The organism is Corynebacterium sp. AOP12-C2-36, assembly GCF_052379185.1.
In the GTDB taxonomy this organism is placed as follows: Bacteria; Actinomycetota; Actinomycetes; order Mycobacteriales; family Mycobacteriaceae; genus Corynebacterium.
Genome location: NZ_JBQSYJ010000026.1, coordinates 1 through 15,607, shown reverse-complemented (window position 1 = coordinate 15,607; position 15,607 = coordinate 1). Strand labels below are relative to the sequence as shown.

The 15,607-nt window shown below is 62.9% G+C and carries 16 protein-coding genes and 1 pseudogene; 7 read left to right on the top strand and 10 right to left on the bottom strand.

Features of this window, described 5'->3' with window-relative positions; translation table 11 throughout:
- Positions 1–11: 11 nt before the first annotated feature.
- The 6 genes and pseudogenes from ACT3UN_RS14825 to ACT3UN_RS14800 all read left to right on the top strand — a co-directional run bounded on the left by ACT3UN_RS14825 (position 12) and on the right by ACT3UN_RS14800 (position 7,569).
- Entirely contained in the window at positions 12–2,018 is a 2,007-nt protein-coding gene (locus ACT3UN_RS14825) for a hypothetical protein (RefSeq protein WP_444657451.1), read from the top strand.
- Between the two features lie 571 nt (positions 2,019–2,589).
- A pseudogene (locus tag ACT3UN_RS14820) lies at positions 2,590–2,784 on the top strand (ISL3 family transposase); the annotation flags it as partial.
- A 44-nt stretch (positions 2,785–2,828) separates the two neighbouring features.
- Positions 2,829–4,042, top strand: a protein-coding gene (locus ACT3UN_RS14815) for an IS3 family transposase (protein ID WP_444657450.1) whose coding sequence is annotated in 2 segments (ribosomal slippage) — positions 2,829–3,113 and positions 3,116–4,042 — 1,212 coding nt in all. Because the reading frame shifts where the segments join, the coding sequence is not laid out codon by codon here.
- Between the two features lie 71 nt (positions 4,043–4,113).
- The gene (locus ACT3UN_RS14810) at positions 4,114–5,784 is read left to right on the top strand and encodes an ABC-F family ATP-binding cassette domain-containing protein (protein ID WP_444657449.1); all 1,671 of its coding nucleotides are present in this window, start codon (positions 4,114–4,116) and stop codon (positions 5,782–5,784) included.
- 5 nt (positions 5,785–5,789) lie between these two features.
- Positions 5,790–6,389, top strand: coding sequence for a TetR/AcrR family transcriptional regulator (locus ACT3UN_RS14805; RefSeq protein ID WP_444657448.1), 600 nt, complete (start codon positions 5,790–5,792; stop codon positions 6,387–6,389).
- A complete protein-coding gene (locus ACT3UN_RS14800; protein WP_444657447.1) occupies positions 6,313–7,569 on the top strand; it encodes an MFS transporter in 1,257 nt (418 codons plus the stop codon). Before ACT3UN_RS14805 ends, ACT3UN_RS14800 begins: the two co-directional genes overlap by 77 nt.
- Before the next feature lie 353 nt (positions 7,570–7,922).
- On the opposite strand, the gene ACT3UN_RS14795 is transcribed toward ACT3UN_RS14800, so the two are convergent.
- From ACT3UN_RS14795 to ACT3UN_RS14750, 10 genes are all read right to left on the bottom strand, one after another.
- On the bottom strand, positions 7,923–8,267 hold the full coding sequence (locus ACT3UN_RS14795; protein ID WP_444657446.1) for a hypothetical protein: 345 nt from the start codon (positions 8,265–8,267) through the stop codon (positions 7,923–7,925).
- Between the two features lie 909 nt (positions 8,268–9,176).
- Positions 9,177–9,470, bottom strand: a complete 294-nt coding sequence (locus ACT3UN_RS14790) for a hypothetical protein (protein ID WP_444657445.1) — start codon at positions 9,468–9,470, stop codon at positions 9,177–9,179.
- 218 nt (positions 9,471–9,688) lie between these two features.
- Complete coding sequence (locus tag ACT3UN_RS14785; RefSeq protein WP_444657444.1) at positions 9,689–9,961, bottom strand: hypothetical protein; 273 nt, start codon at positions 9,959–9,961, stop codon at positions 9,689–9,691.
- Positions 9,962–10,024: 63 nt separating this feature from the next.
- A complete protein-coding gene (locus tag ACT3UN_RS14780) occupies positions 10,025–10,264 on the bottom strand; it encodes a hypothetical protein (RefSeq protein WP_444657443.1) in 240 nt (79 codons plus the stop codon).
- Between the two features lie 196 nt (positions 10,265–10,460).
- Positions 10,461–11,660 carry a HipA domain-containing protein gene (locus ACT3UN_RS14775; protein ID WP_444657442.1) on the bottom strand — a complete coding sequence of 400 codons (1,200 nt, stop codon included), beginning with the start codon at positions 11,658–11,660 and terminating at the stop codon, positions 10,461–10,463.
- Complete coding sequence (locus ACT3UN_RS14770) at positions 11,660–11,971, bottom strand: helix-turn-helix transcriptional regulator (protein WP_444657441.1); 312 nt, start codon at positions 11,969–11,971, stop codon at positions 11,660–11,662. The genes ACT3UN_RS14775 and ACT3UN_RS14770 overlap by 1 nt, the downstream gene beginning before the upstream one ends.
- A gap of 94 nt (positions 11,972–12,065) precedes the next feature.
- On the bottom strand, positions 12,066–12,599 hold the full coding sequence (locus ACT3UN_RS14765; protein ID WP_444657440.1) for a hypothetical protein: 534 nt from the start codon (positions 12,597–12,599) through the stop codon (positions 12,066–12,068).
- A 93-nt stretch (positions 12,600–12,692) separates the two neighbouring features.
- The gene (locus tag ACT3UN_RS14760; protein WP_444657439.1) at positions 12,693–12,986 is read right to left on the bottom strand and encodes a hypothetical protein; all 294 of its coding nucleotides are present in this window, start codon (positions 12,984–12,986) and stop codon (positions 12,693–12,695) included.
- A gap of 609 nt (positions 12,987–13,595) precedes the next feature.
- Positions 13,596–13,769, bottom strand: coding sequence for a hypothetical protein (locus tag ACT3UN_RS14755; protein ID WP_444657438.1), 174 nt, complete (start codon positions 13,767–13,769; stop codon positions 13,596–13,598).
- Positions 13,770–13,999: 230 nt separating this feature from the next.
- The gene (locus ACT3UN_RS14750; RefSeq protein ID WP_444657437.1) at positions 14,000–14,614 is read right to left on the bottom strand and encodes a hypothetical protein; all 615 of its coding nucleotides are present in this window, start codon (positions 14,612–14,614) and stop codon (positions 14,000–14,002) included.
- 292 nt (positions 14,615–14,906) lie between these two features.
- Here ACT3UN_RS14750 and ACT3UN_RS14745 point away from each other — a divergent pair, with 292 nt between their 5' ends.
- Positions 14,907–15,512 carry a hypothetical protein gene (locus ACT3UN_RS14745; RefSeq protein WP_444657436.1) on the top strand — a complete coding sequence of 202 codons (606 nt, stop codon included), beginning with the start codon at positions 14,907–14,909 and terminating at the stop codon, positions 15,510–15,512.
- The last annotated feature ends 95 nt before the right edge of the window (positions 15,513–15,607 follow it).

Genomic DNA, 15,607 nt, shown 5'->3' with positions numbered 1-15,607 from the left:
GAAACCTCACCGTGACCACGACACCCCCTCAGACCCGTCAAGGCCGGCTGCGCCGCTACGCCGCGAGCCTCGCCGCCGCCGGACTCCTGTCCACCCCACTTCTCCTGGCCACCACCGGCAGTGCCGCGGCGGAAACCCCGGCCGAACGCTGCCAACGCCAGACCGCCGAATACAACACCGCGATGGACACCGCCTGGCGAGCCGCCCACCCCGGACAACAGCCCACCGGCAACGAGTGGCCACCGTTCGTCTGCCGCGAGATCCCCACCCCGACCCCGCCACCCGGCGGTGGTAACGGCGGGTCTCAACCAGCTCCCGAGCGCACCCACCAGTACGAAGGCTTCGACCGACCCGACAGCGAATACCAACAGGACATGGACTTAGGCGGCCTCGGCGAACCACGCACCGGGCTGGCCGAGCGTATGGGCACCGGTGAACCCACCGACACCACCCGTCCCTCGGCCGGCGACACCGCCCGGTCAAACGTGCCCCAGGTCATCCCCTGGAACACCACCGTCACCGACGACAACGGCAACACCCGTGACGTCCGCGTCGTCGACACTCCCGACGGCCCAGCGGTAATCACCGACAATGGCACCGCCACCGGCGAGATTCTGACCGCCGACACCGCCACCGGGGCCACCAGTGTGACCCGCCAGGACGGCCTGGAAGGACGACAACTCACCGACCCGACCAACAGCAACGACGGCCGTGCCGACGGTACCGGCCGTAATGACACAGACGACACCTCCAGTGCCACATCGACGTCCGCTGCGGTACCAGCCCCGGGAGTTGACGACACCGCCTCCACCGCTGACGAGGCAAGCAGTGGCGACGGCGACGATGACAGTGGTCTACCGGTCGGCCCGTTGGGTGCCGGTGGAGCACTCGCCGGTGCCGCCGGGGCGATCCTGGCTGACCGGCGTCGCCGTGACGGCGCCCACCGCGGCGACATCAACTGGGGCAACGGGCGTGAACAATCCTTGATCCTGTTGGAGGGTGTGAACTCCCCACGCGAGCACCGTTTCGACATGGACGTGCCCGCCGGTGGGCAGATGGTGAAGAACCCCGACGGCAGTGTCGACGTCCTCGACGCCGACGGTAACGTCGTCGAGCATGTCAAAGCCCCGTGGGCTTATGACGCGCTCGGCCGACCGGTGGAGACCTACTACGAGGTCGACAACGAGACCGGGGAGTTGGTGCAGGTCGTCGATCCGGACCGCACGAGCGTACTGCCGATCCTGGCCGACCCCGACAAACAAAACACCAACATTGCTAAGAAAAAGAGTGTTATCAATAATCTTCCGAATGACGGAATAGAGAATATCGAAACAGAGAATCTAGAGTTTAGATCATACGATACCGGACTTCTTCCAGCGGACCCCGATCTCGGATTGGAAGAATCTCCATATAACACAAAGGAGGACCCGCAGGGGAATGGAACCGTCAACGTGTTGGCGTCTAGGCGGGCAATCTCGGCAAACTTCAATCGCTTAGGCGAGCCTCAAGCGAACAAGGCCCTGGATCACTACTTTGAGAACACGGGAGAAACATATTTTCTGGAACCGTCAGTAGTTGACTCATGGATGACCGATGAAACGAACAATTACAATGACAATTCTGTTGCGCCTGGAGTTATTGCGAAACAAGATCGCGAGGTCGCGATAAGAAACGCGAAGGCCGAATACGAAAAGACTGGCAAGCCAGTAAAGTATACATATGCCGGACCATGGCGGACAGCGGCAGGGTCGCAAGGTGACCATGTTCACACCCTAGGCCACTATCAGTTCACCACGACAACTACTGTACGGGTATCCGAGCCGACAGAAGCAGGTGGTGAACCAAGAATTGAATGGCAACAGACCGGACACCTCCTAGATGTATACGACTACAAGCCCGGCGCAGAAACGGGACTCGCCCAGGGTGCTTCCAACATGATGGCAGCGGCCGCAGAGTATGGAGTGGCCAAACCATATATAATTGCCGGAGATAGTAATGTCATTTCAGGAAGAGAATAATGAAGTCTCGCCCCTCAAAGATATACTCACTGCAATTCTGTGCACATTACTGTGTGTATCGACGCTATCGCTTTGCATTTTCCGCCCCAGTTACCTGTATTGGGTATGGTTAGAAGTTATTCCCGCCCTATACAGAAAACCATATGCTACCTCCTTCAGTGATCGAACTTTTGCTTTTTTCGACAACTTTTCTTTATTTTTTCTACTGGTTTCAGTTCAAATCATAATGGCGATTGCACTTCGGAAGCGCATTAGATCGCTGCTGATCCTGAGTTCTGTCATTACTCCAATGGCTATCGGGTCGATACCACTCGGAATACTTGGATACGCATTAATTGTTGGCGGTGGTACCGGCTAGGAACATCAAATGTATTAATTTATGTATACTGCATACTCCGGGTGTTGCGTTTCTGAAGTAGATTTACGGGCTCTTCGCGATTTAGAGTGCGTGGCTGCTGAAGGGTAGCGCCGTGTGGTGGCACAACATGTAGGGGTCCTGGGGCAACAGGGTGCATGATGAGAAGCTCTGACACCTCACCATGACCGCCCTCACCAACCCCAGGACCTTGACGTGCAGCCTACTGGCAATCTGATCGCCGACACCATCTGCCGTACCGCGGAACTTGGGTTGAGCATCACCAACGCCGCCGATGCCGGCGCGGTGACCATCATCAACGCCGTACCCGTCGTCGTGGACGACACCTGCCCGGATTGCGGATCGCTCGGCCGTCGCAGGGACGGGTTTGATGCACGGTTAGGTGACATCTAATCTGACTTGCCCTGCGGGGCGGGTCTGGAAGGATGATCAACATGACCAAGCCCTATCCCCAGGAGTTCCGTGACGACGTTGTCCGCGTCGCCCGGGGCCGGCAACCCGGTGTCCCGATCGCCAGAATCGCCACTGATTTCGGGGTGCACCCGATGACGCTGCAGAAGTGGATGCGCCGCGCCGACATCGACGAGGCAACCACACCCGGGCAGACACGTGCTGACGCTGAGCAGGTCCGTGAGCTGCGCAAGCGCAACCGGCTACTCGAGCAAGAGGTCGAGGTGCTGCGCCAGGCCACGGCGTATTTGTCGCAGGCGAACCTGCCGAAAAAATGATGTACCCGCTCGTCCACGACCTTGCCGTGACAGGGATCCCCGTCACGGTGACGTGTCGGGTACTTCATCTTGCCCGCCAGGGCTACTACCGGTGGGTCGATGCCCCGGTCACCGACGCTGAGCTCACCGAGGCCTACCGGGCCAACGCCCTGTTCGACGCGCATAGCAATGATCCGGAGTTCGGGTACCGCCTGCTGGCCGACCAGGCCCGCGAGGTCGGCGAAGAGATGTCGAATCGCACTGCCTGGCGGATTGCCTCGGCCAACAGTTGGTTCAGTGTGTTCGGCGCAAAGCGAGCCAGCAGCGGCAAGAAGCCTGGTCCTGCTGTGCATGACGATCGCTGCAGGGTCGTCGATGAGCACGGCAGAACTCGGCACGTGTTCGCCGCCGACACCGCTAACCGGTTGCGACTCACCGACATCACAGAGCACCCCACCGGGGAAGGCAAGATCTACTGTCGCGCGGTCACGAACGTCTTCGCCGGGCGGATCGTCGGCTACGCGATCGACTCGCACATGCGTGATGAGCTGGCGGTGCGTGCCCTGAACAATGCTGTGGCCATCCGCAGCAGTGGCCTTGGTGGTGCCGGCGCGGTGGCAGGGTGTGTGGCGCACTCCGATCGCGGTGGTCCGTTCCGCAGCAGGAAATTCCTGGATGTCCTGGATACTCACAGGATGGTCGGGTCGATGGGCAGGGTTGCCTCGTGTGGTGACAATGCGGCCATGGAGCCGTTCTTCGCCCTGCTGCAGAAAGACGTGTTGGACCGACGGGCCTGGGACACCCGCGAGTCGTTGCGCATCGCGATTGTCACGTGGATTGAGCGAACTTGTCACCGCCGGCGTCGGCAGGTACGCCTGGGACAGTTGACGCCGGTGGAATACGAGACGATGATGAGCGTCACGGCCGCGTCCGCAGCGTGACTACTTGATGTCACCTATCCGTGCAGCAGTCCCTTCCGTTGTATGTCACACCCGTGATACAATGCTCGCCCATGAGCTACCTCGAAGCACAGTCGGTGAGCTACACGCTGGCCGACGGCCGGCCCCTCCTCCGCGACGTCTCGTTCCGTGTCGGACCTCGGGAGAGGGTAGCGGTGATTGGAGCGAATGGGGCAGGAAAAACGACATTGTTACGCATCATCACCGGCGAGCTCAGTCCCGAGGCAGGGACAGTCTCTCGCCATGGGTCGATTGGAGTGATGCGCCAGTTCGTAGATACCGGGACAGTCCAAGACTTGCTACTATCTGTGGCTCCTCCGCCCTTGCAGGAAGCCGCTGCTGAATTGCGTCTTGCCGAAGCAGCGGTTGCCGCTACTGGCGATACTGACCAGCAGATGGAGTATGCATCCGCTCTGGCCGATTGGGGCGAGAAAGGCGGTTACGATCTAGAGGTTCTTTGGGATGTGTGCGCCACAGATTCCCTCGGATTGCCATTCGAGAAATGTCGGGACCGTCGGGTGACGACGTTATCGGGCGGCGAACAGAAGCGCCTCATACTTAACGCGCTCCTTCGTGGCCCCGATGATATTCTTCTTCTCGATGAACCAGACAACTTTCTCGACGTCCCAGGCAAACGCTGGCTTGAAAACCGGCTGGTTGAATGTAATAAGAGCGTGCTCTATATAAGCCATGATCGCGAACTTCTCGCAAACACCGCCACGAGTATCGTCACTCTCGAGCTGGGCAGTGCAGGTAATACCGCATGGGCTCACTCTGGTGGCTTCAGCGGATATCAGAATGCACGCACGCAGCGGTTTGAAAGGCTGGACGAACTGCGGCGCCGATGGGATGACGAGCACGCAAAGTTACGTTCGCTTGTTCAGATGTATAAGCAGAAGGCGGCCTATAACTCAGATATGACCTCCCGGTACAGGGCGGCGCAGACTCGGTTAGCCAGGTTCGAACAGGCTGGTCCGCCTGAGGCGCAACCGCGAGATCAAGAACTTGCGATACGTCTACATGGAGGCAGGACTGGCAAGAAGGCTCTGACTTGTGAGCGACTCGAACTCACCGGACTCGTCCGACCCTTCGACTTCCAAGCTTGGTACGGTGACCGCGTTGCCGTTCTCGGCGAGAACGGATCTGGAAAGTCACACTTCCTTCGTCTGCTCGCAGCCGGCGGCGATGACCCCACCCCTGAACACGAACCTGTAGCCGAGATGCAGATTGATCCAGTGACGCACGACGGTACCGCGCGTCTAGGCGCCCGAGTCCGTCCGGGTTGGTTCGCTCAAACACATGGACGCCCCGACCTTCGCGGCCGTAGTCTGCTCTCGATACTGCATCGCGGTGACGAGCACCGACGTGGAATGCCGCGAGAAGAGTCGTCCCGAGTGCTAGCTCGTTACGAGCTCGCCCATTCCGCCGAGCAGAACTTCGATTCCCTGTCTGGGGGGCAACAAGCTCGCTTCCAGATCCTTTTGCTCGAACTTGGCGGTGCGACAATGTTGCTTCTCGACGAGCCGACTGACAATCTCGACTTGGAGTCAGCCGAGGCTCTTCAACGTGCGCTCGCAGCCTATGACGGGACAGTTCTTGCCGTGACTCACGACCGTTGGTTTGCCCGAGATTTCGATCGCTTCCTGGTATTCACCAAGGACGAACAGACGTACGAAACCGACCATCCTGTATGGGACGAATCTGTCAAAAAGAAACGAGGATAAAACACATGCCTGCACGCATAGACGCAGAGGAACGTCGCCAGTATGTCATCGATGCTGCATTTCGTTTAATAGTAGCAGAGGGCCTTGAAGGACTTACCCTAAGAAAGGTAGCAGCTGAAGCGGACCTCAATATAGGTTCGGTACGGCACTTTTTTGATGACCATGAAGACCTACTGACCGCTGCAGCTCACGAAGCCGGAAACCGGATGGGACAGCGACTCATGCACCATCCGGTCGAACAGTTGAGGGGCCTCGACGGCGAAGAGGCACTAACTGCTTTGCAAGATCTTCTGGAACAAGTTCTCCCTGTCGATGAGGCTCGGAGAATGGAGGCGATCGTAGTCCTTGAGCTCATACGTGCGTCAAGAACACAGACTGTATTTGCACCGTCCGCTGCGCAGATGGCGAGCGATCTACATGACATTATTGCTGCGGCACTAGCTTGCCTCGAAGTGCCCAACCCAAGCGCGGCAGCCCGGCAGGTCTCGGCCCTTGTTGGTGGCCTGACGCTTGACACCGTCACACCTCATGGAGCCCTCACAGTATATCAACTGCGTTCGACGCTACGAGATGCGTTACGCCATCTTCTTAATACAGAAAGGTAACCTGATGCCTGCATGGCTCTTCGCCCTGCTCGCCGCAGGATTCGTGCTATATACGGATGACTATGTCATCGCCGGTATTCTACCGGAACTCGCCGCTGATCTGGGGGTGAGTGAATCCCATGCGGGACAGCTCATTACCGCATTTTCGCTGACCGTAGCCATAGTGGCACCTTTGGCTGCAGTCGTCCTGGCAAAAATTCCACGGCGACAATTATTTACCGTCGGTCTATGCTTGTTCATTATCGCAAATGGTCTGGCTGCAATTGTGCCGTCATACCCCCTCCTTCTGGTGTTGAGGGTGGTAGCCGCTGTGGCTGCAGCTGGGATGACTCCTGCCGTGTTCGCCTTCGCCGCAGAGCGGGCTCCTGCAGATAAGACAGGCCGCTACATCGCTATTGTATCCCTGGGAGTGACCGGTTCTATTGCTGCCGGTGTCCCGATTGGGACGTGGATCGGCGGACATCTTGGATGGCGTGCATGCTTTGCCACCATGGCCGTTGCAGGGATGATAGTCCTTCTCGCACTCTTGCCTACGCTACCGCGTGAAGATCACGAACGGGAGGTGCCGCTCCTTCGGGATCAGCTCCGGACGCTAAGTGCCGGACCTATCTCGTTCGGCTTGCTTGCGAATTGTGCACTGATGACTGGGTCCATGATGATGTTGACCTACCTTGCCCCCTACCTCGATGCCACAAGCTCAGCTGGAGTTGATGAACGAGCATTGGCATTTAGCCTGTCGGGTATAGCTGGCATCCTCGGGATTTGGTTGGGCGGTATCGCGACTGACAGATGGGGACCTGACCGGACCCTGAGTGTCGGAATCGTCGGCATCATCGTCACGATGGTCATCTTGTGGCTTCTATGGATGGGGCGGCCGGCACCGATTCCTGCAGTTATCTGCGTTGTGGCAATCTGGGGCGGTTTGGCGTTCTGGAATTCGCCAGCCATCCAAGCTCGCTTGTACATGTTGGCCGGGCCAGTAGCACCCCAGGCTCTAGCACTGAACACGTCGGGAACCTATCTCGGTGTATCAATCGGGGCCGCTGTTGGAGGTATTGCGCTTACAACTGGCGGCGCCGGAGCTTTGCCTTTGACGGCAGCGAGCTTTGGGCTGATTGCATTGATATTGATAGCGATTGCACGTTACCTGGCGGGCACACGTTCTCGAGAGCATGAGTAATTGCTTGCTCTGAAAGTCCCGCTTGCCGTACGGGCCATCCGGTTTCGTAGAATATGCACCCCCGACGCCCACGTCCACGTTCTGCTTCGACTGGGCGCGCACCGCGATGTTCACGGTGTTCGCGCCGATGTGGAAGCGCTGGACCCGGTGCAGCACCGGCACCGACCAGGCCCCGCCGCCGATGACAACCGGGCGGGGGTGTCGGGATTGCGGGCGATCATGTCACCGGTGATCAGGAGAGCCTCGGTGGTCTTGGGGACGTCGTAGAGCATGGTTGTTCCTTTACGTGTTGTGGCGGGGTGCGCGCCGAAGCGCGGATCAGGTCGGGAGGTGGCCGGTGCGGGTGTTGGTGGTCATGCTGCGCTCCAGCCGAGGTCCCGGAGCTCCTCGCGCTGGCGGGCGATCATCTCGGCATCGCGGTTCTCGCGCTCGTTCTCCAGGCGCAGGAACACCTCCACCTGTGCTTCGGTGCAGTCACAGTCGGCGGCGAACCCGCCGTTGCAGCGCGGGCAGCGCGGGGCGTGGATGTGGCAGTGCGGGTCGATGGACTGGGGCCGGACGGCGGACGCGCCGCCGGCGGGGAAGTGGTCGTGGAAGTCCCATTCGCAGGACCAGCACATGCGCTGGTCGAGGGGTCGGTCGAAGTTGGAGGGCGCGGAAATTCCGTTACCGGGGACGACGCGCGACAGGGAGCTCATGGGCGCCTTTCGTGGGGAAGCTGTGGCGGATACACGTATCGTACGGTCTACCAACCATCCTGGCAAGTAGTCGCGTTGTCCATGCGAGTCGTGACGGTCGAGCGGGGGACACCGTCGGGACGGGACTAGCCCCAGCGGCACCGCCGGGGAGACCTGGGGAGACGCCGTACTCCAGGGCACCGTTTCCGGTGTGCGCGATAGCGGCGAGGACATGCGGATACGCCGCCGCTACTGCCGGTCACCCCGGAGCGCCCCCGCTGCGGGGCCCTCCAGCCGCTGCGCGGCTTTCGCCGAGGACACGGCCGGAGAGCACACCCCCGGCGCAGCCACGCAAGTGCGCTACACGTCACGTCCCCCTGTGTCGCCGGGATCGGCGCATCCGGGACCGGGGCTGCACCTAGCCCGCCAGGATAGCGGGGTAGACGAATAGCGGATCGTTGGCAGCGACCTCGTTACCGAGCAGGTCGCCCCTTTTCCTGAGTCTCCGCCGCGTATCGCACAGGAAGCTCTCGGAGCGCGCCCGCTGATCCTCGGCGGCGGACAGCTGACTGGCGCTTCTACGTCCATGGTGCCTCTCCCTCGTTGAACGCCCCTGCGCTTTGGCCCGACCGACATAACCCCGGACACCAACGCGGTGCCCGGGGTTATGTCGGCCGGGGGGGGTTCTATGCTGCGGTGCGCTTGTTCTTTCGCTTGCGCTCGGCGCGGTCCTGGTCGAGATCGGGGTACTTTTCCAGAATGATCCGGCGGATCTCGGCGAGAGACTCGCGCTTGATGCGGGCGAGCTTTTCGGGGCTGAGCCTACCGCCCCGGTGAGAGTGGGGACCGATACGGCTTTCGGACTTTCCGAGCAGCCGTGCCGAAGCTCCTGGAGGGGCTATCGACACGGCTGCGGGTGCAGGGCAGGGCCTAGATTCCGAACTCGAAGGCGCAGTCCACCTGAGTGTCCTGGTACGCATCTGCCGCGTCGATACGAACCTCGTAGGTGGCGTCCTCGCCACTGCGGGAAGTTCCGGTATAGGGCATCTGGAAGTCCGACGCCCAGTCGTCCAGATCCTCATCGGTCATCGAGGCGGGAGAGGGGACGGAGACGCTGTTCACCGTGGAGGTGATCGTCTCGTGCGGATAGGTGCTGTCGATGCTCAGATCGACAGTGACCAGGGCGGCGCGGTTGTTGGCGATGGCATTCGCAGCCGTGTACATGACGTCTTCGACGCTGCTGCCGATGAGGCATAGCGCCCCGGCGAACTCCAGGGGGGGGTCGCCGGATCCATCGCGGTACAGGTTCAGGGTCCAGGGGTCTCGGCGCTGGCGCCCTCGAAGCGGTCGTTGTCGTCGATCTCAATGGTGTACTTCATGATGAGGGTCCTTTCAGTGGAAGTTGCGGTGGGCCGGTTGCCTGCCGCGTGGAGGGGGGGGTGTTACTGGTCCTGGTGCTCGTTGTCGAGGTCGTCGAGTCCGCAGATGTGGCGTTCGATGACGCTGATGTCTCCCAGGTTGTAGCTGATGGCGTCGGCCACGGCTGCGTCCACCAGGAGATCTGGATCCTCTGCGAGGTCGTAGCCGTCGGGGAAAGCCTCCGGGTGCAGGTGCAGCGTGGAGACGGTCTCTTCGGTGACGGTGATCCGGATGCTGCCGTCGGCGCTGTCGCCGTCGACGGGGAGGTGGTCAGTGGGGGACTGGGGCTCAGCCATGTGAGCGTGTTCCTTTCAGTGGTGGTGCAGTGCGCTGTCTCAGCCAGTGCGGGGCGGTGGAGGCTAGGCCGCCGGGTACAGGCGGCGTCCAACGGCGGTGTTGGTGCGCAGACGCTCGGCCATCACGGTCGGGGAGTAGTTGCCGAATCCGTAGCCCCGGGCGGCCAGGTCGTCGAGGAAGCCCAGCAGTTCGGTGACCTCCAGGGAGGGGATGCGACCGGACTTCACCCAGCGCTTCGCGGTGGCGACGGTAGCGGGGGCTGCGGCGGCGAGTTCCTCGGCAGTGAACTTGGGGGTACGCATGGTGTTGGTTCCTTTCGGGGTGTGGGGTGAGCCGGTTGCTCTCCCTTGCTGTCTGACACCAGTATGAACCACTACCAACCATCCTGGCTAGTAACTGTGATGTCCCTTTCTACGGGTCGTCCGCAGCCGCTCGCGCACGCGTATACACCCGACCCTGGACAACAGAATCGGGGTGAGGGGACGTGACGTTGTACGGCTACCGCCGCCCGGCACAGCGCGGGCCGGCACCTCGGGCGATGGACTCCGGGCTGGTCAGCGGCCGCCCACAGACCTCACACGCCACCACCGGCCGCGGCGACACCGACGCCGGGAACCCGTCGAGGCAGGCGGCGGCCAGGTGCGGGTGCACCAGCAGACCGTTGCGCTGCAGCGTGTCCGCCGCAGTGTCCACCCACCCGCGGGCGTAGCCAGGGTCCACCCCGAGCTCGCCGGCAAGAGCGTGGAGGTTGCTCGCGGCGGCCTGGGGACTGGAGGCGCCGTACACACTGATCTTGTGAGCGGTGTTCGGGTGGGGGTCTGCAGTGATGTCGTAGGCCGGGGAAAGTCGCCACACGCCGTCGGCGCCGCGAAGCTGGGAGTGGTTGCGGGCATGGTCGTCGGTGTTGTTGACCAGCACTCCGAACGCGGCGCGGCGAAACAGCTCATCCTCGGCGTCGGGCGTGGCCATGGCCAGGTCCGTCCAGTCCGCAGCCTCCGGTGGCGAAGACATCTCGGTGAGCACGGCACGCATGCTGCGCATTCCCCGGCGCCCGCCGTCGTCGGTGCGGTCGAAGCGCCTGGACAAGACCACCTCGGCGTTGGCGACGCGCTCGAACCGGGTCTCGGCCGCGTCGATTCCCAGCTCGCCGGCGAGCTGCATCAGTCGTGCCTCGGTCCGGGGCTGGTCGTCGCCGGCGCCGAACTTGGCGACCCACAGCCTGCCGGCCCCGTCGCGCAGATGCGCTTTCGGCCGCGCCCCGCCGATCGAGGACGAACCCATGTGGATCAGCTCGCTTACCCGACGCTGCGGGTCGCCAGCCACGGCCTGGACCTCCGCGAGGATGTCGCGGGCGCGCAGCAGTGGGGGAATCTCGGCATCCTCGCCCCAGTACCGTCCGGTGTCGACGTCGCGGAACCGAAGGCTGCCGGGACGCGTCTCGTCGGCCATGTACTTCAGGTACACGTGCTCGTCGGGGGTGGCGTTTCCCACCTCGCGCTGTACCAACGTGCGTCCCCAGCGGTCGGGGGTCATGTCGGACAACTCGTCGGGAAAGTCGTTGCCGGACACGCCCTGCAGGGTGTTCCCTGAGGGGTCCACGCGGTCGTAGCGGTAGTTGGTCTTCCGGCCCCGGTCGAAGATCTGCAGTGTCCCGACAACGCGGCCGAGCTGGTCGTCGACGACCTCGATGCTGGGCATCAGATCCTCCCCCGTTTCGGCAGCGACTCCAGGGCGGAGGCGGTGGCACGTGGATCCTGCTGCACCGACAGGGCAGAGGTGAGTACGTCGCGTATCCCGAGCGCCTGCAGCACGGCGACCAGTAGTCCGACGCGCACACCAGGGTCGCCGGACTCGATGCGGGTGATGGTGCTGCGCGAGACGTGGGCCCGCTTGGCCAGCGTGGCCTGGGTGAGACGCTCCAGCCGCCGGCGCTGAGCCACCGCTTCACCCACCTCGTACAGAGCAGCGTCGATCTGGCGTTCACGGGCGGGCTTGAAGGTTGCGGTCATGACGCCACCCTACCACCGTAATACGTCTACTAAGACGCACCAACAATGCCTATGCGTCTTAGTAGACACACAGAGGTGGTCGCCGGTGGTCGGCTCAGGCAGAGATCACCGCATCGTTGAGGCGGTCTACCCGGCGGACGAGCGCGGCCACGTCGTCACCGGATCCTCCGAGCACGGCGATGATCGAGTTGATCGCGAAGCCCGCGAAGTCGGTGTCGCCGGCTGCGGAGAACCACGACACAGGGTCCGCCCCTAAGAAGTCGCCGTCGTCGCCGGTTGCCGATCCGACGCTGCGGTGCCGGAGTTCGGCAACCATGCCGTCGGCGGTGAACTGGACGGTGAGAACGGCCAGGTGCAGCGTGGGCTCCACCAGCCGCGGTCCCCAGGCGACTTGGATCCGCGCGTCACCGACGCGCGCCGAGAACGGCACCACGTCGAGGCCGGTCAGGTACATCGCCGCCGGGCTTGCTGTGGAGCAGGTGCCGGTGCTGTCGATTCGCAGGCGCATCTCCTGGACCAGGGCGACGTCCACGTCCGCCCGTGGGGCATCGAGGTCGGCACTGAGCATGCCGACAACCCCCGCCACGTCGTCGAAGACGCCGCTGGGGATGGGTTCGCGGTCACTCATGGTGGGGTCCTTTTCGCTTGTCGGTGTCGCGCAGTCGGCGTGACACCGGAGGGGTACTACCTTCAGTGTGGCACATAGTTGTCAGGTCGGTCGCTAGTCCTCGTGAACCTGACCACTCGCACTGTCGCGGTCGGCATTCTCAGCGCCCACCCTGGCGAACCGGGAGGACTCGGCCTCGGTCAGAACGCGGCGGAGTTTCTCGATGTCCTCCTCGGAGTGATCGCAACTGCCCAGGAAGAGGCAGAACTTATCGATGCTGGCCTTGGAGAACCCAGGTGCTGCTTGGGCGAGTCGCATGCCGATGCTGATGTGCTCGCGCTGGTCCTGGGTGCACGCCTTGGAGTTGAGGATGTCCATGAATGCGTCGTCGGCAGTGCGGTCATGCATGATGTTCTCCTTGCGCGCGGTGAGCCGGCCGGTTGCCGCGCTCAATGACTCCAGTGCACTGGATACTTGCCATTCTGGCAAGTGATGCGCGTGTCCCTTCGCCCGTGTCTTGTCGCGGGAATCGCCAGACCTGGGGACGTGACGGGGAACCCGCAGGTCTCGCCGCGCAGCGACAACGTCGCATGTCGCCGATCAACGACACGGCGACTCCGGAACTCAGGCGAGGAGTCGGGCGAACAGGGGGGGGGCCGACCCCGCCCACGCGGTCACCGGTGGGGTGCTGATTGTAGGGCGGGTCGCGCATGGTCACCGCGCAGCCGGCTTCACGCGCCGCAGAGATCTCGTGCGGGGCATCGTCGACGAGAAGATCGAAGTGGTGGTCGGCCTTACGGGAGGCCATCAGCAGGTTCTCCGGAGTGGGGAGAACCCGTTGCTGCTCAGCCACCAGGCGGTGTCGCCGCGCACCCCGGCTGCGTCGCGCACCCCGGCTGCGTCGCGCACGCCCTCGATCGCGGCACGGGCGGTCAGTGCGGTGGTGTCGCACTCTACCCGGCTACTCGCCGCATGGAGCGGTAGTTACAGGTCCGTCCCCTGGTGAACCCGCGGACCTCAGCGACCTGCGACGGTGGGGAAGGCCGTCGCGGGGCGACTGTGCAGCCGGACCAGATCGTCGGCCAGGGCGTGTGCGGCTGCACGGTAGGACAACACCGCCTCTCCGGCGGTCGGGAGCGCGGTGTCCGCGGCGGCGACGATCGCTGCTGCTGTGGACTCGCGAAGATGCACGGTAATGACCGGCCCAGGTCGCCGGCAGCCGTGGAGGGCGGCGGAGACCCGGTGAAGGCCAACGCGCATCCGCCGCTCGTGGCGCTCGCCGGCCGCGCTCTCCGGCCGGTCCATCCAAGCGCCGTAGTGCGTGCAGAACATCGCCCAGGTGCGACGATCGACGACCAGGGGGTGTGCACTCTGCGACCCTTCGGCAGGCTGCGGTCGCCGGCGGCGCAGCATTGGCGCGATCATTCGTCGCGACCCTTGTTCGAGGGGAATGCCAGGTCGAAAACCTTGCGTGTCGGCAACCAGGAACCGACGTGCTCCCGGGCGCGGTAGACGTTGCCGTCGATGTCGACGAAGACCGGCCAGAATGCGGTCTGCCCCGCGGTGGGCAGCGCGTCACCGATGAGCAGCGGGCTACGCAACTCCTCCAGGTCGCTGTTGTCTAGGGCGCGGCCGAGGTCAGCAGCCCACTTTCCGTACTCGTTCTGGCTCCACTCGTTCACCGACCAAGCGCGCACGACGATGCCGTCCTCGGAAACGATCAGTGGCAGGCACTGCTCACGGATGGCCTCGCCGGCCCGCCAGTACCCCGCGTCGGCCTGGCGCTGCTGGATGGGATCGGTGGTAGCACCGTAGACGCGCTCGCGGTCCGATTCGACGTGCTCGATACCGCGGCGGGCGATGGTGGGCCAGACCTGGGCGCGGCTATTGAGGACCTTCGTACTGGGAAGGCTGGAGTCGGCGGCGACTTCGACGCTGCGCTCCTGGAAGGCATGCAGGGCGTCCAGCGAGTCCAGCAGTCCGATCTCCTGGATCATCTGGTCGAGTTCGTCACGGACGCGTTTCGGAGTGGTCATCGGGTACCTCTCGGTGGTGGGTGGTGCCGTATCGGCTGTATGGCACTGACTATAGAGAGTATGCCCTACGTGGGCAAGACTCTTTCGCACCTTTTATGTCAGTGCAGTTCACCATGCTACGAATCTGCCAATTCGCTATTCAGATAGGACCCATGAAGGGCAGTCGAACCTTTTTCGCTCCGGTTCCGGGGACACTTAGGCAAGAAGCCGGGGTGGTCAGTACCTGCCACACTGGAGCACGAACCAGCGGCGGGCACCCCTGCTCGCCGCAGCCCGGCCAAGGAGGAACACCGTGCAGAACTTCACCACGGACAAGCGCAACCCGTACAGCAGCATCTACATCTCGCCGCGCGACCTGCCGGGCATGGAGTCCGACCGCGAACTCAATGCCACCTACTGGGAAACGCAGGACCGCATCGACAAGATCGCCGAGCGCCTGTGCGCGAAGTTAACCACCATCCCCGTGCCCGACGCTGCCGGCTTCGAGGAGACCACGCCACGGATCCGCATCTGCTACGACTTCATCGAGGTCATCTGGGCCCACGGTCCCGATACCGAAGGGGAGCGCCACCACCTGTACCTGCGCGTCTCCGACGCGCGCGGGGCCCAGTGCTACGCCGCCGCCCTGAACTTCTTCCTCACCGCTGCGGAGGGCAGTCGCAGGTACCCGTCGCGCGAGTATGTGCCCGTGGGCAGCGACAGGCGCTACGTCCGCAGCGACTGGCGCACCCTCGTTGACCACACCGTGAAGATCATCGGCAGCCTGACCGAGTGCGCCGACTTCGAGACGCTGGCCGCCTGGCCGCAGGACACCGACAGCGTCGCCGCGGCCTACGCCATGTACGACGAGCATGATGCCGCTGAGGGCACCGCGGAGGCCGAGGAGTCTGCGGCCTGATACCGGGGCTGGGGACCACGCATCTATATTCCGGGCCGGTTACTAGTAACGTTCCAGTCGCAGGTACTAGCCACCGCCCACCGACGGGCGTAGAT

Bases quoted from the DNA above. Each gene is read 5' to 3' on its own strand.
- ACT3UN_RS14810 (WP_444657449.1), top strand. From the start codon at position 4,114: ATGAGCTACCTCGAAGCACAGTCGGTGAGCTACACGCTGGCCGACGGC.
- ACT3UN_RS14805 (WP_444657448.1), top strand. From the start codon at position 5,790: ATGCCTGCACGCATAGACGCAGAGGAACGTCGCCAGTATGTCATCGAT.
- ACT3UN_RS14800 (WP_444657447.1), top strand. From the start codon at position 6,313: ATGGAGCCCTCACAGTATATCAACTGCGTTCGACGCTACGAGATGCGT.
- ACT3UN_RS14795 (WP_444657446.1), bottom strand. From the start codon at position 8,267: ATGAGCTCCCTGTCGCGCGTCGTCCCCGGTAACGGAATTTCCGCGCCC.
- ACT3UN_RS14790 (WP_444657445.1), bottom strand. From the start codon at position 9,470: ATGTACACGGCTGCGAATGCCATCGCCAACAACCGCGCCGCCCTGGTC.
- ACT3UN_RS14785 (WP_444657444.1), bottom strand. From the start codon at position 9,961: ATGGCTGAGCCCCAGTCCCCCACTGACCACCTCCCCGTCGACGGCGAC.
- ACT3UN_RS14780 (WP_444657443.1), bottom strand. From the start codon at position 10,264: ATGCGTACCCCCAAGTTCACTGCCGAGGAACTCGCCGCCGCAGCCCCC.
- ACT3UN_RS14775 (WP_444657442.1), bottom strand. From the start codon at position 11,660: ATGCCCAGCATCGAGGTCGTCGACGACCAGCTCGGCCGCGTTGTCGGG.
- ACT3UN_RS14770 (WP_444657441.1), bottom strand. From the start codon at position 11,971: ATGACCGCAACCTTCAAGCCCGCCCGTGAACGCCAGATCGACGCTGCT.
- ACT3UN_RS14765 (WP_444657440.1), bottom strand. From the start codon at position 12,599: ATGAGTGACCGCGAACCCATCCCCAGCGGCGTCTTCGACGACGTGGCG.
- ACT3UN_RS14760 (WP_444657439.1), bottom strand. From the start codon at position 12,986: ATGCATGACCGCACTGCCGACGACGCATTCATGGACATCCTCAACTCC.
- ACT3UN_RS14750 (WP_444657437.1), bottom strand. From the start codon at position 14,614: ATGACCACTCCGAAACGCGTCCGTGACGAACTCGACCAGATGATCCAG.